Source organism: Paracoccus cavernae, from assembly GCF_042430175.1.
GTDB classification, from domain to species: domain Bacteria; phylum Pseudomonadota; class Alphaproteobacteria; order Rhodobacterales; family Rhodobacteraceae; genus Paracoccus; species Paracoccus cavernae.
In genome coordinates, this window is record NZ_JBHMDZ010000002.1 from 143,869 (window position 1) to 168,347 (window position 24,479).

The 24,479-nt window shown below is 65.9% G+C and carries 27 protein-coding genes and 1 other RNA gene; 19 read left to right on the top strand and 9 right to left on the bottom strand.

What is annotated here, in order from left to right; all coding sequences use genetic code 11:
- The first annotated feature begins 13 nt into the window (after nt 1–13).
- The 4 genes from rnpB to dusA all read left to right on the top strand — a co-directional run bounded on the left by rnpB (nt 14) and on the right by dusA (nt 2,667).
- Nucleotides 14–388, top strand: an RNA gene (rnpB, locus tag ACFFUC_RS04320) — RNase P RNA component class A.
- Nucleotides 389–562: 174 nt separating this feature from the next.
- A complete protein-coding gene (locus ACFFUC_RS04325; protein ID WP_377683884.1) occupies nt 563–1,123 on the top strand; it encodes a PAS domain-containing protein in 561 nt (186 codons plus the stop codon).
- A gap of 128 nt (nt 1,124–1,251) precedes the next feature.
- Nucleotides 1,252–1,419: a 50S ribosomal protein L33 gene (gene rpmG / locus ACFFUC_RS04330; protein WP_011750518.1), complete on the top strand. Its 168-nt coding sequence runs from the start codon at nt 1,252–1,254 to the stop codon at nt 1,417–1,419.
- Nucleotides 1,420–1,662: 243 nt separating this feature from the next.
- Nucleotides 1,663–2,667 carry a tRNA dihydrouridine(20/20a) synthase DusA gene (gene dusA, locus ACFFUC_RS04335; RefSeq protein ID WP_377683886.1) on the top strand — a complete coding sequence of 335 codons (1,005 nt, stop codon included), beginning with the start codon at nt 1,663–1,665 and terminating at the stop codon, nt 2,665–2,667.
- A 21-nt stretch (nt 2,668–2,688) separates the two neighbouring features.
- Here the strand turns inward: dusA and ACFFUC_RS04340 are convergent, their stop codons facing one another.
- Both ACFFUC_RS04340 and mazG read right to left on the bottom strand, forming a co-directional pair.
- Nucleotides 2,689–3,591 carry a phosphotransferase gene (locus tag ACFFUC_RS04340; RefSeq protein WP_377683888.1) on the bottom strand — a complete coding sequence of 301 codons (903 nt, stop codon included), beginning with the start codon at nt 3,589–3,591 and terminating at the stop codon, nt 2,689–2,691.
- Nucleotides 3,588–4,445: a nucleoside triphosphate pyrophosphohydrolase gene (gene mazG, locus ACFFUC_RS04345; RefSeq protein ID WP_377683890.1), complete on the bottom strand. Its 858-nt coding sequence runs from the start codon at nt 4,443–4,445 to the stop codon at nt 3,588–3,590. The genes ACFFUC_RS04340 and mazG overlap by 4 nt, the downstream gene beginning before the upstream one ends.
- A gap of 273 nt (nt 4,446–4,718) precedes the next feature.
- On the opposite strand from mazG, the gene yajC reads away from it, so the two are divergent.
- From yajC to ACFFUC_RS04400, 11 genes are all read left to right on the top strand, one after another.
- Nucleotides 4,719–5,048, top strand: coding sequence for a preprotein translocase subunit YajC (gene yajC / locus ACFFUC_RS04350; protein ID WP_377683892.1), 330 nt, complete (start codon nt 4,719–4,721; stop codon nt 5,046–5,048).
- A gap of 14 nt (nt 5,049–5,062) precedes the next feature.
- Nucleotides 5,063–6,727 carry a protein translocase subunit SecD gene (gene secD / locus ACFFUC_RS04355; RefSeq protein WP_377683894.1) on the top strand — a complete coding sequence of 555 codons (1,665 nt, stop codon included), beginning with the start codon at nt 5,063–5,065 and terminating at the stop codon, nt 6,725–6,727.
- A 12-nt stretch (nt 6,728–6,739) separates the two neighbouring features.
- Nucleotides 6,740–7,720 carry a protein translocase subunit SecF gene (gene secF / locus ACFFUC_RS04360; protein ID WP_377683896.1) on the top strand — a complete coding sequence of 327 codons (981 nt, stop codon included), beginning with the start codon at nt 6,740–6,742 and terminating at the stop codon, nt 7,718–7,720.
- Entirely contained in the window at nt 7,720–8,076 is a 357-nt protein-coding gene (locus tag ACFFUC_RS04365) for an Mth938-like domain-containing protein (RefSeq protein WP_377683898.1), read from the top strand. Before secF ends, ACFFUC_RS04365 begins: the two co-directional genes overlap by 1 nt.
- A complete protein-coding gene (gene ccmA / locus ACFFUC_RS04370) occupies nt 8,073–8,717 on the top strand; it encodes a heme ABC exporter ATP-binding protein CcmA (RefSeq protein WP_377683900.1) in 645 nt (214 codons plus the stop codon). The genes ACFFUC_RS04365 and ccmA overlap by 4 nt, the downstream gene beginning before the upstream one ends.
- Nucleotides 8,714–9,370 carry a heme exporter protein CcmB gene (gene ccmB, locus ACFFUC_RS04375; RefSeq protein ID WP_377683902.1) on the top strand — a complete coding sequence of 219 codons (657 nt, stop codon included), beginning with the start codon at nt 8,714–8,716 and terminating at the stop codon, nt 9,368–9,370. Before ccmA ends, ccmB begins: the two co-directional genes overlap by 4 nt.
- 53 nt (nt 9,371–9,423) lie before the next feature.
- Entirely contained in the window at nt 9,424–10,149 is a 726-nt protein-coding gene (locus ACFFUC_RS04380; protein WP_377683903.1) for a heme ABC transporter permease, read from the top strand.
- Entirely contained in the window at nt 10,146–10,289 is a 144-nt protein-coding gene (ccmD, locus tag ACFFUC_RS04385; protein WP_377683905.1) for a heme exporter protein CcmD, read from the top strand. Before ACFFUC_RS04380 ends, ccmD begins: the two co-directional genes overlap by 4 nt.
- Nucleotides 10,282–10,824, top strand: a complete 543-nt coding sequence (locus ACFFUC_RS04390; protein WP_377683907.1) for a DsbE family thiol:disulfide interchange protein — start codon at nt 10,282–10,284, stop codon at nt 10,822–10,824. The genes ccmD and ACFFUC_RS04390 overlap by 8 nt, the downstream gene beginning before the upstream one ends.
- A 63-nt stretch (nt 10,825–10,887) precedes the next feature.
- Entirely contained in the window at nt 10,888–11,994 is a 1,107-nt protein-coding gene (gene hisC / locus ACFFUC_RS04395) for a histidinol-phosphate transaminase (RefSeq protein WP_377683908.1), read from the top strand.
- The gene (locus tag ACFFUC_RS04400; RefSeq protein WP_377683909.1) at nt 11,991–12,950 is read left to right on the top strand and encodes a prephenate/arogenate dehydrogenase family protein; all 960 of its coding nucleotides are present in this window, start codon (nt 11,991–11,993) and stop codon (nt 12,948–12,950) included. Before hisC ends, ACFFUC_RS04400 begins: the two co-directional genes overlap by 4 nt.
- A gap of 150 nt (nt 12,951–13,100) precedes the next feature.
- Here the strand turns inward: ACFFUC_RS04400 and ACFFUC_RS04405 are convergent, their stop codons facing one another.
- The gene (locus ACFFUC_RS04405) at nt 13,101–14,177 is read right to left on the bottom strand and encodes a DUF2125 domain-containing protein (RefSeq protein ID WP_377683911.1); all 1,077 of its coding nucleotides are present in this window, start codon (nt 14,175–14,177) and stop codon (nt 13,101–13,103) included.
- A gap of 105 nt (nt 14,178–14,282) precedes the next feature.
- On the opposite strand from ACFFUC_RS04405, the gene ACFFUC_RS04410 reads away from it, so the two are divergent.
- The 4 genes from ACFFUC_RS04410 (at nt 14,283) to ACFFUC_RS04425 (ending at nt 18,903) form a co-directional block, all read left to right on the top strand.
- Nucleotides 14,283–14,828: a gamma-glutamylcyclotransferase gene (locus tag ACFFUC_RS04410; RefSeq protein WP_377684156.1), complete on the top strand. Its 546-nt coding sequence runs from the start codon at nt 14,283–14,285 to the stop codon at nt 14,826–14,828.
- A 154-nt stretch (nt 14,829–14,982) separates the two neighbouring features.
- Nucleotides 14,983–16,728: an HlyD family secretion protein gene (locus ACFFUC_RS04415; protein ID WP_377683912.1), complete on the top strand. Its 1,746-nt coding sequence runs from the start codon at nt 14,983–14,985 to the stop codon at nt 16,726–16,728.
- Nucleotides 16,718–18,151 carry a peptidoglycan -binding protein gene (locus tag ACFFUC_RS04420; RefSeq protein ID WP_377683914.1) on the top strand — a complete coding sequence of 478 codons (1,434 nt, stop codon included), beginning with the start codon at nt 16,718–16,720 and terminating at the stop codon, nt 18,149–18,151. Before ACFFUC_RS04415 ends, ACFFUC_RS04420 begins: the two co-directional genes overlap by 11 nt.
- A gap of 152 nt (nt 18,152–18,303) precedes the next feature.
- Nucleotides 18,304–18,903, top strand: coding sequence for a GntR family transcriptional regulator (locus ACFFUC_RS04425; RefSeq protein WP_377683915.1), 600 nt, complete (start codon nt 18,304–18,306; stop codon nt 18,901–18,903).
- Nucleotides 18,904–18,927: 24 nt separating this feature from the next.
- Here ACFFUC_RS04425 and ACFFUC_RS04430 read toward each other — a convergent pair whose 3' ends face one another.
- From ACFFUC_RS04430 to bioB, 6 genes are read right to left on the bottom strand one after another with little or no spacing between them, the layout of a single operon-like run.
- The gene (locus ACFFUC_RS04430) at nt 18,928–19,686 is read right to left on the bottom strand and encodes a methyltransferase domain-containing protein (RefSeq protein WP_377683916.1); all 759 of its coding nucleotides are present in this window, start codon (nt 19,684–19,686) and stop codon (nt 18,928–18,930) included.
- Nucleotides 19,683–20,303 carry a pimeloyl-ACP methyl esterase BioG family protein gene (locus ACFFUC_RS04435; protein WP_377683918.1) on the bottom strand — a complete coding sequence of 207 codons (621 nt, stop codon included), beginning with the start codon at nt 20,301–20,303 and terminating at the stop codon, nt 19,683–19,685. Before ACFFUC_RS04435 ends, ACFFUC_RS04430 begins: the two co-directional genes overlap by 4 nt.
- Nucleotides 20,300–21,664: an adenosylmethionine--8-amino-7-oxononanoate transaminase gene (gene bioA / locus ACFFUC_RS04440; RefSeq protein WP_377683920.1), complete on the bottom strand. Its 1,365-nt coding sequence runs from the start codon at nt 21,662–21,664 to the stop codon at nt 20,300–20,302. The genes ACFFUC_RS04435 and bioA overlap by 4 nt, the downstream gene beginning before the upstream one ends.
- The gene (gene bioD / locus ACFFUC_RS04445; protein WP_377683921.1) at nt 21,661–22,299 is read right to left on the bottom strand and encodes a dethiobiotin synthase; all 639 of its coding nucleotides are present in this window, start codon (nt 22,297–22,299) and stop codon (nt 21,661–21,663) included. Before bioD ends, bioA begins: the two co-directional genes overlap by 4 nt.
- A gap of 1 nt (nt 22,300) precedes the next feature.
- Nucleotides 22,301–23,425 (bottom strand): 8-amino-7-oxononanoate synthase, encoded by a 1,125-nt coding sequence (locus tag ACFFUC_RS04450; RefSeq protein ID WP_377683923.1) that lies wholly within the window; start codon nt 23,423–23,425, stop codon nt 22,301–22,303.
- Nucleotides 23,422–24,429 (bottom strand): biotin synthase BioB, encoded by a 1,008-nt coding sequence (bioB, locus tag ACFFUC_RS04455; RefSeq protein WP_377683925.1) that lies wholly within the window; start codon nt 24,427–24,429, stop codon nt 23,422–23,424. The genes ACFFUC_RS04450 and bioB overlap by 4 nt, the downstream gene beginning before the upstream one ends.
- Nucleotides 24,430–24,479: the final 50 nt, after the last annotated feature.

Below are 24,479 nucleotides of genomic sequence, written 5' to 3' on the forward strand. Positions count from 1 at the left end.
ATGCGGCAGATGCGCGGATGGCTGGATGACCGCGGGGGCCTCGGCCCGCGAGGAAAGTCCGGACTCCATGAAGACACGGTGCCGGGTAACGCCCGGCGGGGGAAACCCTAGGGAAAGCGCCACAGAGAACAGACCGCCCATGCTTGCATGGGTAAGGGTGAAACGGTGGGGTAAGAGCCCACCGCGGGACGGGTAACCGAACCGGCAAGGCAAGCCCCACCGGGAGCAATGCCGAATAGGGATCTTGCGCGGGGCAACCCGCAGGGCCGTCTTCGCCTGAAAGATCCGGGTTGGCAGCTTGAGCCCGTCAGTAATGGCGGGCCTAGAGGAATGGTCATACAGAGGGGCAACCCTTGGACAAAATCCGGCTTACAGGCCGTCCGCGCGTCTTTTCCCGAACCGTCCTTTCCGCATCCCGCCCCGGGGCTGGAATGCGTGCGGTGCAGGCATAAAGCTTAATAAACACTAGCTTCCCGCGCGGGTCGGGCTGGTTGACATATTACGCAATATGTCTTTATCGTCAGGTGTTGTCGACTGCCATCTTCAACTTGTGGGTGACGATATGAGCCTGACCAGATCAACTGCGCAGAGCGGTTTGCCGGCTACGGCAGCAGCGGACGGGCCGGGCGCACAATCCATCGCGAGCGGATATGCCAACGGGGCGGCGGCGCGTTCGCCCGCTCCCGATCCGTCAACGCTTTCCGGCACCGATCTGCGCGTAATGTCGATGGTTGGGGCGATTGCCGGCGCGACGGGCTTGCCCGCGGCCGAAGTGGGCGAAAACGATGCGGCCCTTGCTTTGGCGTTATTGCGAGCCTTGCGCGATCCGGTCTTCCTGATGGATCCCGACGGCCGCGTTACCTATATGAACCCCGCCGCCGCCAACCATCTCGCGCGGGGCGCGCGCGGCCGGACGCGCAGCTGGTGCGATCTGTGGCCGGAAGCCTCCGAAGCGGTGCTGCGCGATCTCATGGCGCAGGCCCGCGAGGGTGAGTCGAATGACGTCTCCTTGCCCGGTCTCGGCGATGACGGAGAGGTCACGCTTTGGCGCATCAGCTTCGTTCCGCTCGAGGATTCGCGCGGAGAGGTTGCAAAGATCCTGTGCATTCTGCGCGAAGGCTAGGGTTTTCGCGGTTTTGCGGCTGCTTTGCGGTTGACACCGGACGTCTGGTCTCTAAAAGGCTGTTTCACAGGAATTACAGGGGTGACTCGCGGCTTTGCGCTGCCTCCCCATAGCAGGAGCAACGAAGCATGGCGAAGCCGACGACGATCAAGATCCGTCTGAACTCGACGGCCGGGACTGGGCACTTCTACGTCACCAAGAAGAACGCCCGCACGATGACCGAGAAAATGACGGTCAACAAGTACGATCCGGTCGTTCGTAAACACGTTGAATACAAAGAAGGCAAAATCAAGTAATTGCCCTTTGGTTCCAAGACCGGATGAACCGCGCCACTGGCGCGGTTTTTTCATGACGGGGTCCCGATTTGCCTGCCTTAGGGCGGGGTTGGGCCACGCGGGCTGACAAAGCCCGCATCCGGCCCCATATCGGGGCGGCCCGCCAAGTGGCGGGCAGGGGCCCAAGCGCCCCGTTGCGGCAGAGGCCGCCTTCTGGACGCATCGAGCTTCTGCCCCTTTGCAGGCTCGGGAAACGGGGATCGAATGGCCAATCGCGAACACTTCTCCGCCTCGGACATCCGCAGCGCAGCGCGGCTTTCGGTGGCGCCGATGATGGATTGGACCGACCGCAATTGCCGCGTCTTCCACCGCATGATGAGCCGCAAGAGCCTGCTTTTCACCGAAATGGTCACCGCCGCCGCCATCGTTCACGGCGAGCGCGGCCGGCTTTTGGACTATGACGCAGCGGAACATCCGCTGGCGCTGCAGCTCGGCGGCTCGGAGCCCGCGCAGCTTGCCGAGGCCACGCGCATCGCCTCGGACTGGGGCTATGACGAGATCAACCTCAACGTCGGCTGCCCGAGCGACCGCGTGCAATCTGGCTGTTTCGGCGCGATATTGATGACGCGCCCCGAGCTGGTGGCCGAATGCGTTCAGGCGATGCAGGCGCAATCGCCGGTCGAGGTCACCGTCAAATGCCGCATCGGCGTCGACGAGCAGATCCCCGAAGAGATGCTGCCCGCTTTTATCGCCACGATGCGCGATGCGGGCATCCGCCGCCTGACGATCCATGCCCGCAAGGCCTGGCTTCAGGGGCTGTCGCCCAAGGAAAACCGCGAGATCCCGCCGCTCGATTACCCGCTCGTCCACCGCATGAAGGCCGCATTCCCCGAGCTGCATCTGTCGATCAACGGCGGCATCGCCAGCCTCGAGGAAACGCGCGGACATCTGGCCGTGATGGACGGGGTCATGGTCGGTCGCGCGGCCTATCACCAGCCCTGGGACATCATGGGCGCGGCAGATACGCTGTGGGGCGACGAGGCCCCCTTTGCCGATCCCCATGACGTGGCGCTGGCCATGCGCCCGATCATCATCCGCCATCTGGAAACCGGCGGGCGGCTCCACCAGTTCACGCGCCACATGCTGGGGCTGTTTCACGGCCGCGCCGGTGCGCGCGGCTGGCGGCGTACGCTCTCCGAGGGGGCCTCGCAGGGCGGGATCGAGGTCTATGACGCGGCCCTTGCCCAGACGCGGCAAGAGGCGGCCTGAGCCCATACCTCCAGCCTGCGCTCAGGCTTTGGCCCAATGCGCCATGGCACCGGCCAGCAGCTCGCGGCGCTGCGGCTTGCCTTGCGCCTGATGATAATAGCCCGCCATGATCTCGCCCATCATGAAGCGCAGAATCGGTTCCTGATCGGCGGGAATCAGGCCCGGAACCGACACCAGCGCGGCATAATCGGCAGCCGAGACGCCGTGGCGCGTGACGGCGGGCATCTCGAAGCGGCGGCTGTGCAGCCAGACCAGAAACCGTGCCACATCCCGCGCCACCGCCATTTGCGGGCTGCGCTGCATGTCGATGCCGACAAGGCGCGCCCCGTCGAGATAAAGGTTGTCGGGGGTGAAATCGCCGTGCGAGGCCGCGCGCTCGACCGCGATGCCCTTGATCTCCCGACCCGCCTCGCGCATCGCGGAAAGATGGCGGACAAGGACGGGATCGCTTGTCGCCTGAGCCCCGAGCTGCTTGCGCAGCCCCTCCAGCCAGTATTGCGGCCCGAAGGCCGCGCGCTCGCGTTCGTGGGTCAGGGCGGCCAGCCAGCAGCCGGCACGGGCGATCAGCGTCGCGCGGCGCTGGGGCGTGGCGGGCAGGAGCACATTGGTGAGCTGCTCGCCCGCGACGGGATCAAGCACGATGACGCCCGCCTCTGGCAGAACCAAACGCAGACGGACTACGGCATTTTCCGCCTGACCGAGGTCCTCCGCGGCGCGGCTCAGGGTCGCGACCGTCGCGCGCACCAGACCGGCCGCATCGGCATGGCGGAAAACCTTGACGAAATAGGGGCGCTCCCGCCAGCGGACGGCAAAGACCGCATGGCCGGGACGGTCGCGCAAGACCTCGGTCACGACCATGCCCGCCAGATCGGGGTGATCGGGCAAAAGCCCGTTGCCGATCGGGGCGGGCACAAGCGGGCTCATGCGCGCTCTGCGGCTTTGGCCGCATCCCAAAGCGCGTCCATCTCGGCCAGGTCGCTGTCTTCGGGACGGCGGCCCTGTGCGGCCAGCGCGGCCTCGATCGCGCCGAAGCGGCGGGTGAATTTGGTATTGGCGGCGCGCAGGGCCTCTTCGGGGTCGATCTCGAGATGGCGCGCGAGATTGGCCATGACGAACATCAGATCGCCGAATTCCTCGGTCAGGGCCTCTTTGCCCAGGTGGTCGCGGGCCTCGACGACTTCGGCGGTCTCCTCGACCAGCTTGTCGAGAACATCGCCGACGCCGGGCCAGTCAAAGCCGACACGCGCCGCGCGGTTTTGCAGCTTCACCGCGCGGGTCAGCGCCGGAAGCCCAAGCGCCACCCCGTCGAGCACGCCTTTTTCCGCGCGCGAGGCACGTTCGCGGGCCTTGATCTCCTCCCAGTCCTTGACCTGCTGCTCCGCGGATTTGTCGCGACTTTCCTCGCCGAAGACATGCGGATGGCGGAAGATCAGCTTGTCCGAGATCTTGCGCGTCACATCGTCGAAATCGAACAGACCGGCCTCGGAGGCGATCTGCGCCTGAAAGACGACCTGCAGCAGCAGATCGCCCAGCTCGGAGGGGAATTCGTCCCAGGCCTCGCGCGCGATCGCATCGGCGACCTCGTGGGCTTCTTCGATCGTATAGGGGGCGATGGTGTCGAAGGTTTGTTCGATATCCCAGGGGCAGCCGGTCTGCGGATCGCGCAGCGCCGCCATAATGGCGCGCAGACGCTCGATCTGGTCGGGGATGGCGTTGATGGCCGCGAGCCTGCCTGCCCCGTCGAGGGCTGCTCCGCCTTGGATTTGCGCCTGTGTCATCTTGCCGCTTCCGGTCACGTTTGCGCCTTTCCGTGATGCGATTTCCATTCTTTTGACCTGCCACAGCAGGCCCCGCTTGTCCATCTCCGGCCCGAAACGCGACTTGCCGGAAGCGGGCGGATGCGCGCCCAACGACGCGTCGCGCGTGCGGGCTCATCACAGGGTTGCGGGTCGGCGTCGCTGTTTCTTGCGTTTCACCGGTAGCGTCGATAGTTTGCCCGCCAATCCGGGCGGAGTTTTCGCCCCAAGCTGAACTGATACAGGGATAGATCAATGTTCGTTACCCCCGCTTACGCGCAGGCCGCCGGAACCTCCGGCGCAGCCGGGCTGGCTTCTTTCATTCCGCTGATCCTCGTCTTCGTCATCATGTATTTCCTGATGATCCGCCCGCAGCAGAAGCGCATGAAAGAGCATCGCGCGATGGTCGAAGCGGTCAAGAAGGGCGACGAAGTGATCACCCAGGGCGGCATCATCGGCAAAGTCGTCGGCGTCCGTGACGGCGAGGTCGAGGTCGAGATCGCAACCGGCGTCAAAGTGCGCGTCATCAAAAGCACCATCAGCTCGGTCGTCGTCCGCTCGGCTCCGGTCGCGGCGAATAGCTGAGAATAGGGCGTCGCATGCTGCAGATCCCGCTCTGGAAACGCATTGTCATTCTCGGGCTGGTCGCCGTTGGCCTGCTGTTGGCGATGCCCAATGCTTTCTACTCCCGCGTCGAGCTTCATAACGACGCCAAAGTCTCCGTCGAGAGAACGGGCGTCTTCACGCCCGAAATCGAGGCCGATATCGCAGGCTGGCCCGAATGGCTGCCCTCGGGTCTCGTGAACCTCGGTCTCGATCTTCGCGGCGGCGCCCATCTTCTGGGGCAGGTCCATCTCGAGGATGTCTACAAGGCGCGCATGAACAGCCTTTGGCCGGAAATGCGCGACGATCTGGCGGCACAACGCGACGTGATCGGCTCCGTCCGTCGCGTGGCCGGCCCCGACGACCAGCTGATCGTCGAAATCGGCAATGCCGACCAGATGGCCAAAGCGGTCGAAATCGCCCGCACCTATATCACGCCGGTCGCGACTTTCGCGGGCGCGGGGCAGAACGATCTGACGATCACCGGCACGGGCAACCGCCTGACCGTCGCGATCTCGGATGCCGAGAAATCGGCCATGGCCGACCGCACCGTGCAGCAGACGCTCGAAATCGTTCGCCGCCGCGTCGACGAAGTCGGCACGCGCGAACCCACGATCGTGCGTCAGGGCGCCGACCGCATCGTCATCCAGGTGCCCGGCATCGGCTCGGCCGAAGAGCTGAAGGCCCTGATCGGGACCACCGCGAAACTGACCTTCAATCCGGTCGTCGGCCGCGTCACCGACGCCAATGCCCGTCCGGGTTCGGGGAATTTCCTCGTTCCCTCGATCGACGAGCCCGGCGTTTTCTACATTCTCGAGGAACGTCCGGTCGTGACCGGCGAGGATCTGACCGATGCCCGCCCGAGTTTCGACCAGAACGGCGCGCCCGCCGTCGAATTCCGCTTCAACCCCGCAGGGGCGAAACGTTTCGGTGCCTTCACCTCGGCCAATATCGGCCAGCCCTTCGCCATCGTTCTCGACAACGAGGTGATCTCGGCTCCGGTGATCCGCAGCGCGATCACCACGGGTTCGGGCCAGATCTCGGGCGCGATGAATGTCGAGCAATCGACCCAGCTTGCGGTCCTGCTGCGCGCGGGTGCCCTGCCGGCGGAAATGACCTTCCTCGAAGAGCGCACCATCGGCCCCGAACTGGGGCAGGACAGCATCGATGCGGGCCGTCTGGCCTCGATCATCGGCACCGTCGGCGTTGTCGCCTATATGATCGCGAGCTACGGCCTCTTCGGGGTCTTCGCTTCGGTCGCGGTGCTGGTCAACGTCGCGATGATTCTCGGCATCATGTCGGCCATGGGGGCGACGCTGTCGCTGCCCGGTATCGCCGGTATCGTGCTGACGGTCGGGACGGCGGTTGACGCCAACGTCATCATCTACGAACGGATCCGCGAGGAATTGCGCAAGGGAACGCGCGTCGTCAAGGCGATCGATGCGGGCTTCAACGACGCCATGAGCGCGATCATCGACGCCAACCTCACCAGCTTCATCGCCGCGCTCGTGATGTTCTTCCTCGGCTCCGGCCCGGTCAAAGGCTTTGCCGTGACCTTCACCATCGGTCTCGTGACCTCGGTCTTCACGGCGATCTATCTGACCCGTCTGCTGATCGTGCTCTGGCTCGAGTGGCGCAAACCGAAAACTCTGGTTCTGTAAGGGAGACCCGTTATGGCATTCCGTCTCAAACTGGTCCCCGACGAGACCCATATCAACTGGTTCCGCGTCCAATGGCTGACCTTCGGCATTTCGGCCTTCCTCATGGTGGCCTCTGTCGTGGTCATCATGATGATGGGGCTGAACTTCGGCATCGACTTCCGCGGCGGCACCACGATTCGCACCGAGAGCACCAATCCGGTCTCGATCGGCGAATATCGCGAGGCGATGAATACGCTCGGCTTTGACGATGTCGTCATCACCGAGGTCTTCGACCCGACCTTCGGAGCCGACCGCCATGTCGCCCAGATCCGCCTTGCCGCGGGCGAGGGCGATGCCGCCGTCACCCCCGACGAGCTGGCAAAGGTCGAGGCCGCGCTGAAAGTCGTCGATCCCGCCATCCGTTTCGCAGCGGTGGAATCGGTTGGCCCCAAAGTCTCGGGCGAGCTGGTCAAGACCGCGCTTTACGCGGTGGGCGCGGCGACCATCGGGATCATGATCTATATCTGGGCGCGGTTCGAATGGCAGTTCGCGATCGGCGCCGTGGTCTCGATGATCCACGACATCTTGCTGACCGTCGGGCTGTTCTCGCTGTTCCAGATCAAATTCGATCTCACGACTATCGCGGCACTACTGACCATCCTTGGCTATTCGGTCAACGATACGGTCGTGGTCTTTGACCGGCTTCGGGAGAATCTGATCAAGTTCAAGACCATGCCGCTGATCGACGTCATGAACCTCACGGTGAACGAGACCCTCTCGCGCACCGTCATGACCGCCGTGACCACGGGTATCGCGCTGACGGCCATGCTGGTCTTCGGCGGCGACGTGATCCGCACCTTCATCCTCGCGATGCTCTGGGGCGTGTTCGTAGGCTGTTACTCGACGCTCTATATGGCCAAAAACGTCGTGCTCTGGCTGGGCGTGAAGCGTGACTGGTCCAAGCCCGAGGTCGACAAGGACGGCGTTCCGTCCGCATTCCGGGACGCCCCCTGATGGCGGGTCTGATCCCCTCCGATTATGACGGGGCCGTGCCGGTAGACGGCTACGGCCCCGGCTTTTTCCGCGTCGCGGGCACGGTCCATCACGGGCCGGTGCTGGTCGACGGGACGGGGCGCAAGGACTGGCAGGGGCTCGAGGATCTGGCCCCGCTGCTGGCGCTTTCTGGGCTGGTCGACGTGCTGTTTCTCGGAATGGGGACCGAGCTGCGCTATCCTCCCAAAGCCATGAGCGCCGCGCTCGAGGCCATCGGCATCACCATCGAGCCGATGACCACGCCGAGCGCCGCGCGCAGCTACAACGTCACCCTTTCCGAGGGCCGCCGCGTCGCCTGCGCCCTTCTGCCGGTATGACGACGCTGCTTTCCGTTCAGGATCTCGCGGTTGCGCGGGGGGGGTTGCGCACGCTTGAAGGCGTGAGCTTCGCTCTAGCCGAAGGTCAGGCGATCATCCTGCGAGGGCCGAACGGGCTGGGCAAAACCACCTTGCTGCGCACGTTGGCGGGGCTTCAGCCGGTCGCGGCGGGGCAGGTGGTCCACGAACCATCGGCGCTGGCCTATGCCGGCCATGCCGACGGGCTGAAATCGGCGCTGAGCGTGACCGAGAACCTGCGCTTCTGGGCGGGCGTTTTCGGCCGGACGGAGGTCGGCCCCGCGATCGAGCGCATGAACCTTTCAAATCTCGCGGCACGACCCGCGCATATGCTCTCGGCAGGACAAAAGCGCCGGCTGGGGCTGGCACGGCTTTTGGTGACGGGACGCAAGGTCTGGCTGCTCGACGAGCCGACGGTCTCGCTGGATACGCAATCGGTCGCGCTGTTTGCGGGCGTGCTGCGCGACCATCTGGGCGCGGGCGGTGCGGCGCTGATCGCGACCCATATCGATCTGGGCCTGCCCGAGGGCCGCATTCTCGACCTGACGCCCTTTCGTGCCGACCCCGCGCGCAAAGCGCCGCGCGGCGACGGGCCGGTCGGCTTCAACGAGGCCTTCGCATGATCGGTCTTCTGTCGCGCGATCTGCGCCTTGCCACCCGCGCGGGTGGCGGTTTCGGGCTGGCGCTGGCCTTCTTCCTGATCGTCTGCACCCTCGTTCCCTTCGGCGTCGGGCCCTCGGGCGGGACGCTGGCCAAGATCGCGCCGGGCATCCTTTGGGTCGGCGCGCTTTTGTCCTGCCTGCTCTCGCTCGACCGCATTTTCGCGCTGGATTACGAGGACGGCACGCTCGATCTGCTGGCGACCTCGCCGCTGCCTCTGGAGGGGGCGGTCGCGGTCAAGGCTTTGGCGCATTGGCTGACGACTGGCCTGCCTTTGGTGCTGGCCGCGCCGGTCTTCGGGCTTCTTCTGCATCTGCCGAGCGATGCCTATTTCGGTTTGATGCTGTCGCTGGCGCTGGGAACCCCGGCACTGTCGATGCTCGGCGCATTCGGGGCGGCGGTCACGGTCGGCCTGCGCAGGGGCGGTCTGCTCTTGTCGCTGCTGGTCCTGCCGCTTTATATCCCGACCCTGATCTTCGGGGCCGAGGCCGTGCGGCGTAGCGCCGCAGGAAGCGATATCTCGAGTCCGCTGGTCTTTCTGGCGGCAATAACTTTGGCCACAATCGCGCTGGTACCCTTCGTGGCGGCCGGCGCATTGCGGGTCAATCTACGGTGAAGGCGCCCCCTCGCGGGCTTGATCGCGCAAGTCGCGAAGGATAGGGACGACGAATGTCGATCTGGGAATATGCCAACCCCACGAAGTTCATGCGCCTGTCGGGCGCGGTTCTGCCCGTCACGGTCGCGGCGGCTGCCATCTGCACGATCGGCGGCGTCGCCTGGGGGCTGATGACGCCCGACGATTACCGGCAGGGCTCGACGGTCAAGATCATCTTCATCCATGTGCCCGCCGCGCTGATGGCGATCAACATCTGGCTGATGATGCTGGTGACCTCGCTGATCTGGCTGATCCGGCGCCACCATGTCAGCGCCCTTGCCGCCAAGGCCGCCGCCCCGATCGGCGCGGTCATGACGCTGATCGCGCTGATCACCGGCGCGGTCTGGGGCCAGCCGATGTGGGGGACATGGTGGGAATGGGATCCGAGGCTGACTTCTTTCCTCGTCCTGTTCCTGTTCTACATCGGCTATATGGCTTTGTGGAACGCGGTCGAAGATCCCGATAATGCCGCCGATCTGACGGGCTTTCTCTGCCTTGTCGGCTCTGTCTTCGCGCTTTTGTCACGCTATGCCGTGCTCTTTTGGAACCAGGGTCTGCATCAGGGGGCTTCGCTTTCGGTCGCGCCGGGCGAGCGGATGTCGGCGGTCTACCGCTATCCGCTTTACCTCTCGATGCTGGGCTTTTTCTTGCTGTTCGTCGCGCTGATGCTGATCCGCACGCGCACAGAGATCCGCCGGCGGCGCCTTGCCGCATTGCTGGCGCGGGAGAACCGTTCATGATTGATCTGGGCAAATATACCGCCGTCGTCCTCTCGGCCTATGGCGCGACCTTCGCTTTGCTGGGAGGGCTGGTCGTCGCGACCATCGTCTCGAACAGCCGTGCCCGCCGCGCGTTGGAGGCGCATGAGAAGAATGGCTAAGTTTTCCCCGCTCATGGTCATTCCGGTTGTGGCTTTCGTGGGCTTTGCCGGCATGGTCGGGCTCGCACTTTTCCGCGATGATCCGAATGCGATCCCCTCGACCTTCGTCGGTCGCGAGGCCCCGCCCATTCCCGAAACCACGCTGCCCGGAAAGACCCAGCTCACCGCAGAGCTCCTCAAACAGCCGGGCGTGAAACTGGTGAACTTCTGGGCGAGCTGGTGCCCGCCCTGCCGCGCCGAACATCCGACGCTGACCGAGCTGTCGAAAACCATGCCGGTTTACGGCGTTGATCTCAAAGACCCCGAGGGCGGCGCGATCGCCTTTCTCGACGAACATGGCGACCCCTTCCACGCGCTTGCCACCGATCCGCGCGGGCGCACCGCGATCGATTGGGGTGTGACCGCGCCGCCCGAGACCTTCATCATCGACGGCGAAGGCAAGATCCTTTACCGCCACGCCGGTCCCCTGATCCGCGACGATTACACCGACCGTTTCCTGCCACAGTTGCAGAAGGCCTTGGCCGACGAGGGTTGACGGCCCTTTCCTTGCCCGAGGTGCGCCGCTATGAAATCGGGGCTGCAAATCGGAGGCTGGTCAATGGCCAATGCTATCGCCCCACAACCGGGCATCATGGATATCGCTCTCTATCAGGGCGGTGCGGCGAAAATTGCCGGTCGCACGGATGCGATCAAACTTTCGTCGAATGAAAACCCTTTTGGTCCCAGCGAGAAGGCGCGTGATGCCGTCATCCGCGCCGCCCACAGCCTCCACCGTTATCCCAATACCGACCATGCCAGCCTGCGTCAGGCCATCGGCGAGGTCCACGGCCTCGATCCCGACCGCATCATCTGCGGCGTGGGCTCGGACGAAATCATTCACTTTCTGTGCCAAGCCTATGCCGGTCCCGAAACCGAGGTCCTTTTCACCGAGCACGGATTTCTCATGTACCGCATCAGCGCGCTTGCCGCCGGTGCGACGCCGGTTTCCGTGCGCGAGCACGAGCGCGTCACCGATATCGACGCCCTGATTGCCGGTGCGACCGAGCGCACGCGGCTGATCTTTGTCGCCAATCCCAACAATCCGACCGGCACCATGATCGGTCTGGCCGATCTCGAACGGTTGGCGCGGGCCGTCCCGCAGGCCATTCTGGTGATCGACAGCGCCTATGCCGATTACGTCGACGATTACGACGGCGGTGCGGAACTCGCGGGCCGACTGCCGAATGTCGTCATGACGCGGACCTTCTCGAAGATCTACGGGCTTGGTGGTTTGCGCGTCGGTTGGGGCTATGCCCCGCGCGAGATCATCGACGTGCTCAACCGCATCCGCGGGCCGTTCAATCTGTCCAATGTCGCGCTGGAAGGTGCCGAGGCCGCCGTGCGTGATCAGGACTACATCACGCGCTGCCGCAGCGAGAATGCGCGGATGCGCGCATGGCTTGCCGAGGCTCTGGCCGAAAAGGGCGTGCCTTCGGATACCTCCTGCGGGAACTTCATCCTCGCGCGCTTTGCCGATACCGCCACCGCCGAGGCCTGCGACGCCTATCTCCAGACCGAAGGTCTGCTGGTGCGCCGCGTCGCGGGCTACGGGCTGCCCCATTGCCTGCGCATCACCGTGGGCGACGAGGCTTCGTGCCGCCGTGTCGCCCATGTCATCGGCATGTTCATGACCGAGCGCGCCGCTGCGGCAGGGGCGGGCGCATGAGCGTGATCTATGACCGCGTGGCGCTGATCGGGCTTGGCCTGATCGCGGGTTCGATGTCGCTGGCGATGCGTCAGGCGGGGCTTGCGGGCGAAGTGGTGGGCTATGCTCGCAGTGCCGAAACGCGCCAGACCGCGCTCGAGATCGGGCTTGTCGACCGTATCGCGGAAACCGCCGCCGAGGCCGTCAGGGATGCCGATCTCGTGGTTCTGGCCGTGCCGGTCGGCGCCATGGGCGAGATCGCCGCCGAAATCGCGCCCCATCTCAAGGCGGGCGCGACCGTGACCGATGTCGGCTCGGTCAAACAGGCGGTGATCGAGGCGGTCGCCCCCCATATCCCCGAAAACGTCCATTTCATCCCCGGCCACCCGCTGGCGGGGACGGAGCATTCCGGCCCGCGCGCCGGCTTCGCGAGCCTCTTCAGCAACCGCTGGTGGCTTCTGACCCCGACCGAGGGCGCGGATGTCTCCGAGGTCGAGCGTCTCGCCGGTCTGATCCGCGGCATCGGCGCGAATGTCGAAACGATGGACGCCGCCCATCACGATACGGTTCTGGCGGTCACCAGCCACACGCCGCACCTCATCGCCTATACGATGGTGGGTGTGGCCGATCACATCAAACGCGTGACCGAAAGCGAAGTGATCAAATATTCCGCCGCGGGGTTTCGCGATTTCACGCGGATCGCGGCCAGTGATCCGACGATGTGGCGCGATGTTTTCCTGCAAAACAAGGATGCGGTGCTCGATATTCTCGGCCGTTTCGCCGAAGAGCTTTTCGTGCTGCAACGCGCCATCCGCATGGGTGACGGCCAGCATCTGCACGATTACTTCACCCGCACCCGCGCGATCCGTCGCGGCATTATCGAAGCGGGACAGGACACCGCCGCGCCCGACTTCGGCCGTAGCGCAACGCCTGCCACGCCTGCCGCTGCCGCAGGGAGCACGCCGGCAGCCGAGTGAGGGACGGGCGGGGCGGGGCGCAATGCCTGCTCCGCCGCCTCGCACAATCCGCAGTTACGCCGCTTGATGCGGAACAGCGGGATTCTCCGGCGACCGGCACCGCGTTTTCCGCGCCGTGCCGGTTACCGGCCTTTCGTCAAAATTGCCCGCTCAGCGCGGAAAACGCGGGGCCGGTCCCAAAGCGATCGGGCCGAGCATGGCTTTGCCGTCGAGAAATGTAAGCGGCAGGCGGATCTCGTTTGCGGCGGGCAGGGGGAAGCCTTCTTCGGGCGCTGCCTCGACCGGCGTGCTGTCGGCCGCGTCGTTTGCCGCGGGCAAGCCCGCCCCAACACCGGCGCGGGAAATTCCGCGCAGCAAGGTCATGCCGAGCGGGATGGTCTTTTCGGGAATGACGCCCAGAGATGCGAGAAATTCGAGCAGGGGACGCGCATCGGCGGTATAGATCATGACCGCGCCCTCGACAAAGCCGGCCTCGTCCTCTTGCAGCCGCCCGATGATGCGCGCCTTCAGATCGCCGATGCTGAGCACCGTGTGATCCGAGCGCAGCCCGACCAGAACCGGCGCGCTCCCGCCAAGGGGCGAGATCGCATCCTCGAGCCAGAGCCGCCCTTTGACATCGGCCGAAATCATCCCCTCGGGCAGGCGCAGCTGCGAAAGCGCGGGCAGGCCTTCGGGATCAAGCGCGGCCAAAGCCAGATCGAGATCATAGGCCGCACCGGCCGCTTTGGGCGAATCATGGGCCAGAGCCGCAAGCTCCGCCCGCCCCGAAAGCGCCTGCGCCAGATCCCGCCCGTTCAGGGCGACCGCGCCGGTCCCCAGATCAAGCCGCGTCAATTGCAGGTCGTGAAGCGGTGAAACCTTGGCCGAAAGCGTGCCGTCACTCAGCGCAAGGCTCATGCCAGAGAGGCTGCTGTCGGGGCTGACTGCCGAAACCGGCGCGATTTCCAGAGCCGGAGGCAGGTCCGCGCGCAGGGTCGTGGGCGACAGCGGCGAAATCCAAAGCCGCGTTTCCGGTGCCGTAAGCACGGATCGGCCGTCGTTGAAGCTGATATTGGCCAAGGACAGGCCGAAGCGCGTCGGATCGCGCAGGGGGCTGACCGTCTCGACGGCGAGATCGGGGGATTGGGCCAGTGCCGATTGGACCTGACGGGCAAGATAGCTCTCGCCCCCGAACCAGGCACCGCCGATCAGGGCAAGAACTGCCGCAGGAATAACCAATATGCGCAACTTTCCCGTCCTGTCCGCTCTGTCCATCTTGGAACCCTACAAGTCCTGCCCTAACTTTCTCTAAAGAGATAGATGGTTCGAACGGCTAAAAGTATGGTTCTGCGCATGGAGCCCGAACATTGGGTCTTCGCTTATGGTTCGTTGATGTGGGATCCGGGCTTTGCCGTCGCGGAATGCGTGAGGGGGCGGGTGAACGGCTTTTCACGCAGCTTCTGCATGCAGTCGGTGGTCTATCGCGGGACCGAGGAAAACCCCGGCCTCGTGCTGGCGCTTGATGCCGAACCGGCGGCTTTTTGCGACGGGCTCGCGCTGCGGGTCGCGCCGCGCGACTGGTCGGAGGCCTTGGCGGGCCTGCGCGAGCGGGAGCTTGCGACCTATGCCTATAGCGAGGAAACCCTGCCGATCACCCTGAGCGACGGGCGTCACGTCGATGCGGTCAGCTATGTGATGCGGCGCGACCACAGCCAATATGTCGGCCAGCTCGGTATCAGCGAACAGGCGCGCATTATTGCGCGTGCGGTGGGCGGGCGCGGCCCGAATGCCGATTACCTCTTCAACACCACGCGCCATCTCGCCCAGATCGGAGTGGCCGATCCCGTGCTCGACCTTTTGGCCCGCGAGGTGCGCGCGCTGATCGAACCCGGGGGCTGAGCGCGGCGCAAGCCGGTCGCGCGCGCAAACTGGCACCTGCGGCAATGCTTGTTGCCGCCCGCCGCCTTTCCTTCGACCTGTCTTCAAGGTCTGCTTGGCAAGCGGGCGCGAGCTTTCTACACTTATGCCCAAAGCATTGATACGGGACGCGATCATGTCAGAGGCCGATATCCGGGGCACTGCCACATCCGGCGAAAACGAGGCCGCGGGCCAGATGCGCGACCAGAGGATCCGCGCCATCAGGGGCAGCACCGGCACAGCCGATCCCTCGGACCAACCCGCCTTCTCGCAGCCCGTCCGTCAGGTCGTGATGATGCTGATCGTGCTGGGGCTGGTGATCGCTGGGGGCTGGTTCGCCTATGGCCGCATCCTGTCGGTTTTCGACGCGAACCCCTATCTCAACGGGCTCATTCTCGTGGTCTTCGCGCTCGGCGTGGTGACCTGTTTCTGGCAGGTCGGGCAGCTCATCAACTCGGTCAACTGGATCGAGCGTTTCGCCGCTCGCCGCCGTAACGCGCTGCAAAACGGCGTGCCGGTCGGCTACGAGGGCGAGGCGCTGGATGCGCCGCGGCTTCTGGCGCCGCTGGCCGCACTTTTGGGTGCGCGCGGGCCGGTCGGTCGGGTGATCTCGACGGCTTCTTCGCGCTCGATCCTCGATTCGGTTGCCGCCCGGATCGACGAGGCGCGAGACATCACGCGCTATCTGTCCAACCTTCTGATATTCCTTGGACTTCTCGGGACGTTCTACGGATTGGCCACCACGGTTCCGGCGGTGGTCGACACGATCCGCGCGCTCAATCCGCAGGAAGGCGAAAGCGGGCTCCAGATCTTCGACAAGCTGATGACCGGATTGGAAGGCCAGCTCGGCGGCATGGCCACCGCCTTCTCCAGCTCGCTTCTGGGTCTGGCGGGATCGCTGGTGGTGGGGCTGCTCGAACTTTTCGCGACCCATGGCCAGAACCGCTTTTACCGCGAGCTGGAAGAATGGATGTCGGGCTTTACCCGTGTCGGTCTGACGGGGGCGGATGGCGAAAGTCTGGATCAGGCGACGGTCGCGAGCTTTCTTGACCAGATCACCGGACAGATGGCCGATCTGCACGAATATTACCTGACCCGCGACGCCTCGCGCGAGGCAGAAAGCGCCGCCTCCGAGGCGCGGATGCTGGCGATGACGCAGGGCGTGGAAACGCTGGCGGCGCAGATCCTCGAACAAAGCCGCGCCTCGGCGCAGGACGCGAGCGAGGGCCGCGCGGCGCTGGCGCGTTTTGCCGAGGGCAGCGAGCGGCTGGCCGGCGCGCAGGCTGCGGCACTCGATGCGGGTCGCGCCGAAAACGGGCAGGCGGCAGCCGCTTTGGCGCGTCTCGCCGAGGGGCAGGACCAGCTGATCGGGCAGATCCAAAGCGGCATGGCCGCGAGCCTCTCCGAGGCGCAAGGCGCCGGTGCGGCTTTGGCACGCATGGCGGAGGGCCAGATGCGCCTTGCCGGCACCATCGAGGACAGGCTCGCCGCACCGGCCCCCCAAAGCGGCGCGGATCAGGCGCTGCTCGCCCGTCTGGCCGAAGGACAGGAGCAACTGGCCGGACAGCTTCTGGCGCGGATCGAAGGGGCGCGGCGCGACAGCGATGTCGCCGCCCAAGCCCTGGCGCAGCTGGTCGAGGGACAGGGGCGTTTGATCGCTCTCGCCGCGCCGCAAGCCGCCCCGTCAAGCGATCAGACCGCCGGTTTCGCCGAAGGGCCGCTTTACGAATCGCAGATGCATCTGCGCTCGATCGACAACCAGTTGGCGCGGCTCTCCGAGGAAATGGCCTCGACCCGCGCCGATCTGATCGGCGATCTGCGCGAGGATATGGCGGCGCTGACCCGCGCCATCCGCCGTTTGGGGCAGGGCGATGAGGCTTAGTCGCGGCAACGGCGGGCGGTTCTCGTCCAATATCTGGCCCGGCTATGTCGATGCGGTCACCACGCTGTTGATGGTGATCATGTTTGCCCTGACCATCGCGATGGTGGTGCAGGCGGTGCTGCGCGAGCAGATTACCGATCAGGGTAGCCAGCTTGACGAATTGGGCGCCGAGCTGGCGGCGCTTTCGGGTGCGCTTTCGACCAGCCAGAGCCGCGCCGAAGGGCTCGACCGCGATCTTGCCGCAGCGCGCGACAGCCTGAACGCGACCACGGCCGATCTCGACGCCGCGCAATCCGAGATCGAGAGTCAGACCACCGCGGCCGAACTTGCAGCCAGCCGTCGCGCCGCGCTCGAGGCATTGCTGGCCGATCTGCGCAAGAACAATGCCGAGACGGCGAGCGCCTTGGGTCAGGCACAAACCGCCCTGACCGAGGCCGAGGCCGCGCGTCTCGCCGATGCAGCCGCAGCCGAGCTTTTGCAAAAGCGCCTTGATGGCTCGCAGGCCGAGCTGAGCGCCATGACGATGCGCCTCGAGGACGAACGCCGCAAGGCCGAAGAAACCCTGACCATTCTGGCCGCGGCCGAGGCTGCCAAGGCCGAACTCGGCAACCGGCTTCAGACCGAACTCGGCGAAAGCGAGAAACAGGCGGCGCTTTTGGCGCTGGCTCAGCAAAAGCTTTCGACACAGGAGGCGCTGTCGACCGAGGACCAGCGCCGTGTCGCGCTTTTGAACCAGCAGGTCGGTCAGCTGACCGGCCAGTTGGGCGCGCTTCAGGCCGTGCTTGATGCGGCGGGCGAAGAGAAAAAGGCCTCCGATCTGCGCATCGGCGATCTGGGCGAGCAGCTCAATATCGCGCTGCTGCGCGCCGCCGAAGAGGAACGCAAACGCGGCGAGGCAGAACGCATGCGCAGCGATCTCGAACGCGCCGCCCGTGAAAAGGCCGAGGCCGAGGCCGCCGATCTTTCGCGCTACCGTTCGGAGTTCTTCGGTCGCCTGTCGCAGATCCTTCAGGGCCGCGAGGGGGTGCAGGTGGTGGGCGACCGCTTCGTTTTCTCGTCGGAGGTGCTGTTTCCGACCGGCGAGGCCACGCTTTCGGATGCGGGGCGCGACCAGATCCGCAATGTGACGGGGATGTTGTCGCAGATCTCGGGCGAGATCCCGCCGGAGATCGACTGGATCATCCGCGTCGACGGCCATACCGACAACCAGCCGCTTTCGGGGCAGGGGCGTTTCCGCGACAACTGGGAGTTGTCGCAGGCGCGGGCCTTGGCGGTGGTGCGTTTTATGGTGGATGATCTGGGCTTTCCGGCCAACCGCCTCGCTGCGACCGGCTTTGGCGATACCCGTCCGGTTGCCGCTGGAGACAGCGACGAGGCCCGTGCCCAGAACCGCCGGATCGAGCTGAAGCTGACCGAGCGCTGAAACCGGCTCTGGTGCCCGAACGGGGCGGGGGGGCCGAAGTTGGGGCGCGCGGCCGATTTGCGGCGCGGCTTTGCACTTCTTGCCGCGCGCGGGCCGATGGCCTAACCAGAACTGCCCGCGCCGTCTCCGGCAGGCCCAATCCCGAAGGCCCCATGTCCGAAAAATCATCCGATACGCTGACCGAAACGCTGGCCCTGCAAATTCTGCGCGGCGAGCTTGCCCCGGGCGAAAAGCTGCGTCAGGACCATATCGCCCATGCTTTCGGGCTGAGCCATGTCCCCGTGCGCGAGGCTTTGCTGCGGCTCGAGGCCAAGGGTTTGGCGGTCAGCCGTCCGCGTCAGGGCATGCGCGTCGCCCCGCTCGATGATGCCGCGCAAAAGGAATTGCGGGTGATGCGTCAGGCGCTCGAGCCGGTCGCTCTGGCCCATTCGGTCCCCAATCTCGATGCCGCCCAGATCGCGCGGGCCGAGGAGTTGCGCCTGCTTTGCGACGAGGCCGGAGATATTTTCGAATGGGAGGCGATGAACCGCGCCTTCCACCTCGCCACTATCGCCGCCTGCGGCATGCCGCGCCTGATCGAGGAGGTCGCAAACCTCCAGATGCTGGCCGCGCGCCATATGCTGAGCAGCTATCGCGACCGCTGGCGCAAGCGGATGGATATAGACCACCGCGCCATCATGGCCGCGATCCGTCACCGCGATGCGCAAGCTGCGGCGCAGGTTCTGGAACGCCACCTGACGCGACTGGCTTGAGGGCTCGGGGCGACAGGTCGGGCCCTAGTCCCGCTTTTGCGCGACCAGCCAGACCGGATGCCAGCTGAGCGGCACGCGCCCCGTTCCATCGCCATGCGCGGCGCGCAAATCGGTGCAAAAGCCGGCCAGATCGCGGCGGGTCCAACCGCGCCGCGCAAGCCCGTTGACGCCGGTCCTGCGCAGGTGGTGCAAGAGATCGCGCGGCTCGGCGAACCATTGCCGCAACACCCTTTGCCCGCAATCCGCGACCTGCCAGCCCTCGGGCAGAAGGCGCGCCATCGCCTCGGGCGTCATCAGCGAGGGGGCGCCCGCACCGTTTTGCGCCGAGAGCTCGCGAAACTGCGCGGGGCCGAAGCCCGATACCGCAAGCCAGCCGCCCCTCGCCACCCGCGCGCAAAGCCGCGCCAAGGTGGCCGCCGGATCGGCCAACCACTGGATTGTCGAGGCCGAGGCAAGCAGGTCGATCCGCGCGGGCAGTTCGGCATCCTCGACCGGACCCGTTCGGAAGCGCGCGGGGCAGGGCAGGTCTTGCGGCAAAGCTTGGGCCACCAGATCATTCAGCGCCAGTTGCCCGATGGCAAAGCGCGCGGCCAAGGCGCGGGTCAGATGGCCGCTGCCGCAGCCGAATTCGAAGACGCTATCGAAATGCCGCGTGCCGCTGGCGCGATCAAGGCGGCGCGCGAGGTCGCGGGCAACGAGGCTTTGCGGCGTCGCATGATCGTCGTAGCTCGCGCGGTGGCGGTGGAAACTGCGGGCAATCCGTTCGAGCGGGAGGGCGGTCATTCCGCGATCTCCGCCCAATTCGACCATCGCGCGAAAGGGCAATGCGGGGCGTCGATGTCGCGGATTGCGGCCGCTTGGGACTGCCACGCCCGATACATGGCGCTTGGCGGGAAGATCCGGTCGCGCCTTGAGATCAGGATCCGGTCGAAGCGCGTCTCGGGCGCGGCACCACGATCAAGCGTGGCGTGGAGCTCGCTCCGCAACGCATCGAGATCGGGTGCCTCGGGCGGCGCGGCTCCGGCGCGCGCGGCAAAACGCGCGAGGCTTTGGGGCGAGAGCTGGTCGGCCGTGGCGCGCACCTGTTCGGGCGCGATGCCGTGTCGCGGGCAGGCGGGGGCAAGCGTGCCGTTGACCGCGACCTTGCGGGTGAAGGGATCCCGTCCGGCCTGCGCCAGCCAGTGACCGGCGGCCGCAACGCCGAAGCTGAAGGCCAGAAGGACCCGCTCGCGGTAGCCCTGCGGCAGGGCCAAATCCGGCGGGACCTCGCGCCAATCGTCGAGGAAAAGCACATCCTGCGCGCCCGAGAGATGGGCAAAGGGGGCAGGCCCCAAGGACCAGCCGCCGAAGATCACGACGAGTCCCTCCGCGCCCTCGCGTCTGAGCCAGCGCGCCCTCATATCCCCTCGCCGAGAAGCGCGAGCATGGCCGAGGTGATGCGCGACAGATCCTTCGCGCCGGTGACATAGGGCGGCATGGTATAGAGCAGCCGCCCGAAGGGGCGCAGGTAGACGCCGATGCGCGGCGCGGCGGCATGGACCTTGGCGGTGTCGACCGGATGATCCATCTCGATTACGCCGATTGCACCCAGAACGCGCAGATCGGCGACACCTGCGATCTTGCGGGCGGGGGCGAGCTCCTCCGCAAGCTGCGCCTCTATCCGCGCGACATCCTTGCGCCAATCTCCCTGCCCGAGCAGCGCAAGGCTTGCGCAGGCGGCGGCGCAGGCCAGAGGGTTGCCCATGAACGTCGGGCCATGCATGAAGATTCCGGGTGCGGCCGAGGCGATGCTTTCGGCGACAGCCCCCGTCGCGATGGTCGCGGCAAAAGTGATATGGCCACCGGTCAGCGCCTTGCCGAGGCACAGGATATCGGGCGTGACCTGTACGTGATCCATCGCGAACATCCGCCCCGTGCGGCCGAAGCCGGTGGCGATTTCGTCGAAGATCAGAAGGATGCCGTAGCGGTCGCACAAGTCCCGCAACCCGCGCAGATAGGCGGGATGGTAAAAGCGCATGCCGCCCGCGCCTTGCACCACAGGCTCGAGGATGAAGCCCGCGATCTCGTGCGCCTTGCGCGAAAACAGCGCCTCGATTTCGGCCAGACCGTTGTGGGCGGGGTCGGGCGGCCAGACCTCGTGAAAGTCCACCGGCGGCGCGGGCAGGAAATGCTCGACACGGATCGCGGAGCCGAAATGGCCATGCATGCCGGTGACCGGATCGCAGAGGCTCATCGCCTTCCATGTATCGCCGTGATAGCCGCCGCGAATGGTGGCAAAGCCGGTGCGGCGGCGCTCGCCGCGCGCGAGCTGGGCTTGAAGCGCCATTTTCAGGGCCACCTCGACCGCGACAGAGCCGCTGTCAGAGTAGAAAATCCGGTCGAGGCCCGGCGGCAAAAGCGCGACCAGTGCCCGCCCGAGTTCGATCGCCGGATCATGGGTCAGCCCGCCGAACATGACATGGGGCATGCGCTCGATCTGGGCGTGCATGGCTTGGCGGATCGCGGGATGGGCATGGCCGTGGATCGCGCACCACCATGACGACATCGCATCGATCATCCGGCCGCCGTCGGCCAGATGCAGCATGATCCCCTCGGCACGGGCGATGCGGTGGACGGGCGCGGGAGCGCGCGGGCTGTCATAGGGGTGCCAGAGATGGCGGCGGTCGAATTCCTCGGGGGTGAGGTCACGGGGGGCGAGCGCGCCCGACGCGGACTCCTCGGGTGCGGCGGGTCGAGGCAGGGCGGCGAGGGGGGCGCTCATGCGGCGGCCCCATCGGCCAGCGCGGCTTTGACGGGCGCCAGATCGATCCCGGTCATGGCCTTGGCAAGGCTTTGCGCGGTGATCGTCGCCAGCGGATCGATCCGGCCCAGCCGCCGCGTTTTGCCGAGCGCGGGGATGATGCGCTCGTTTTCGGGATGGGCGATGCCGACGAAGACCACCCCCAGAACCGGCACGTCGCGCGCCTTCAGGGCCTCGAGCGACAGCAGCGTATGGTTGATCGTCCCGAGGCTCGTACGCGCGCAAAGGACGGCCGGTGCGCGCCATGCCGCGATCTGGTCGATGTAAAGCAGATCAGGCGCAAGCGGCACCATCAGCCCGCCCGCCGCCTCGATCACCAGAGGGCCGGAATGGGGCGGAATGGCGAGGCGCGCGGGTTCGATCACGGTGCCTTCCATCCGCGCGGACAGGTGCGGCGAGGCAGGCAAGGCCAGGCGGTAGGCCTCGGGCAAGACGGGGCGTCCCGTCAAACGGGCGACGGTTTCGCTGTCGGTTTCCTCGTCGAGGCCCGATTGGACGGGCTTCCAATATCGCGCTTTCAGCGCCTGGGTCAGCCCCGCGCTGAAGAGGGTTTTGCCGATGCCGGTATCGGTTCCGGTGACGATGATTGCGGGCATGTCAGCTCCTTGTCGCGGCGATTGTGCGGAAAGCCGCGGTGATCGCGGCGGGGTCAAGCGATCCGGTGATCGAAATGCGCAGCCGTGCCGTCCCCTTTGGTACGGTGGGCGGGCGGATCGCGCGGATGTCGAAACCCGCGGCCTGCAGGTGGGCGGCCAGCGTAAGCGCCTCGTGATCGTCGCCGACGGGCAGGGGGATGATCTGGCTCGGCGCGGGATCGAGGCCGCATAGGTCGCGCGCCTCTTTTGCGGCATGGGCGCGCAACGCGCCCGCTCGGGCGATCAGAGCGGGGCGCTCCTGCAGGGCGGCTAGGCTCGCGCGGACCAGCGCCGCATTGAGGGGCGAGGGCGCAGTCGCATAGATGAACGGCCGCGCGCGGTTTATCAGGCAGTCGATCACGACCTTGTCGGCCGTGATCAGCGCCCCCGAAACTCCGAGGGCCTTGCCGCAGGTATGCAGCGCGATCAGCGCGACATCGTCGATTGCATGCGACAGGCCGCGCCCCTGATGTCCGTAGAGTCCGGTGGCATGGGCCTCGTCCACGACCAGCACCGCATCGTTTTCGCGCGCGAGATCGGCCAGCGCATCCAGCGGCGCGAAATCGCCATCCATCGAATAGAGGCTTTCGACAGCGATCCAGATCCGCCCCGTGCCGCCCGCGCGCCGCCAGCCCTGCAGGACCGCGCGCGCATCGGCGGCGTCGTTGTGGCGAAAGGGGCGGTGCTCGGCGCGTGAATGGCGCAGCCCGTCATGGGCGCTGGCATGGATGAGCGCGTCGTGCAGCACCAGATCGCCGGCGCGGGGCAGGCTCGCGAAAAGCGCGAGATTGCCCTGAAACCCGCCGCCCATGAACAAGGCGGCCCCGCTTGCGAAGAAGGCGGCGGCCTCGGTTTCGAGAGCCTCGAATTCGGGATGGTTGCCGCGCAGGAGCCGCGAGCCCCCCGCACCAAGCGGTACCCCGCGCGCCAGCGCCTGATGCGCGGCGTCGCGCAGCAGCTCCGACCCAGCAAGCCCGAGATAGTCGTTCGAGGCGAAGTCGAGCCCCTGCGCGGGGGAAAGGGCCCGCGTCCGCCCGCGCGCCTCAAGCGCGGCAAGCTGGGCCTGATGGGCCGGAAAGCGGCTCATGTCAGGATTGGGACGGGGCGGTTTGCGCGCTTGGCCTTCGCGGTTGCGGCAGCGGTTTTCGCGGGATCTGCCGGAAGGCCCTCGCCGCTATGAAGACCCAGCCGCGCGAAGAGCCGTGCGTCGCGGTCCTCCTCGGGGTTGTCGGCGGTCAGAAGCGTGTCGCCGACGAAGATCGAATTGGCGCCGGCAAAGAAGCACAGGGCCTGCATCTCGTCGCTCATCTTGCTGCGGCCGGCGGAGAGGCGGACATGGGATCTGGGCATCAGGATCCGCGCCAGCGCGATGCTGCGCAGAAAGTCGAAAGGATCGAGCGGCGCGACATCGGCCATCGGCGTATCGGCCATCGGCATCAGCATGTTGATCGGCACCGATTGCGGCGGCTCGGGCAGGTTGGCGAGCGTCACCAGCATCGAGATGCGGTCCTCCGCCGTCTCGCCCATACCCAGAATGCCGCCCGAGCAGACATTGATCCCCGCCTCGCGCACCCGCTCCAGCGTCTCGATCCGGTCGGCGAAACTGCGCGTTGTGATGACCTCGGGGTAAAAGCGTTCCGACGTGTCGATATTGTGGTTGTAATAATCGAGCCCCGCTTCTTTCAGCGCGAGGGTCTGCTCCGCGTCGAGCATGCCGAGCGTCATGCAGGTCTCCATCCCGAGGGCTTTGACGCCTTGGACCATCGCGATGATCGCGGGCATGTCGCGCTCCTTGGGCGAGCGCCAGGCCGCGCCCATGCAATAGCGCGTCGCCCCCTGATCGCGCGCGGCGCGGGCCTCGGCGATGACGCGCTGGACTTCGAGCAGCTTGGAGGCCGAAAGCTGCGAGCCGTTGCGCGCCGATTGCGAGCAATAGGCACAATCTTCGGGGCAGCCTCCGGTCTTGATCGACAAAAGCTTGGAGCGCTGGACGTAGTTGGGGTCGAAATGCGCGCGATGGGTCTGATGGGCGCGATTTAGAAGCTCCATAAATGGCAGATTGTAGATAATTTCTGCTGCCGTCTGATCCATTTTACTGCCCCGTGCTCTGTTTCGTCGGAATCAACAAGGATTGTCTATAA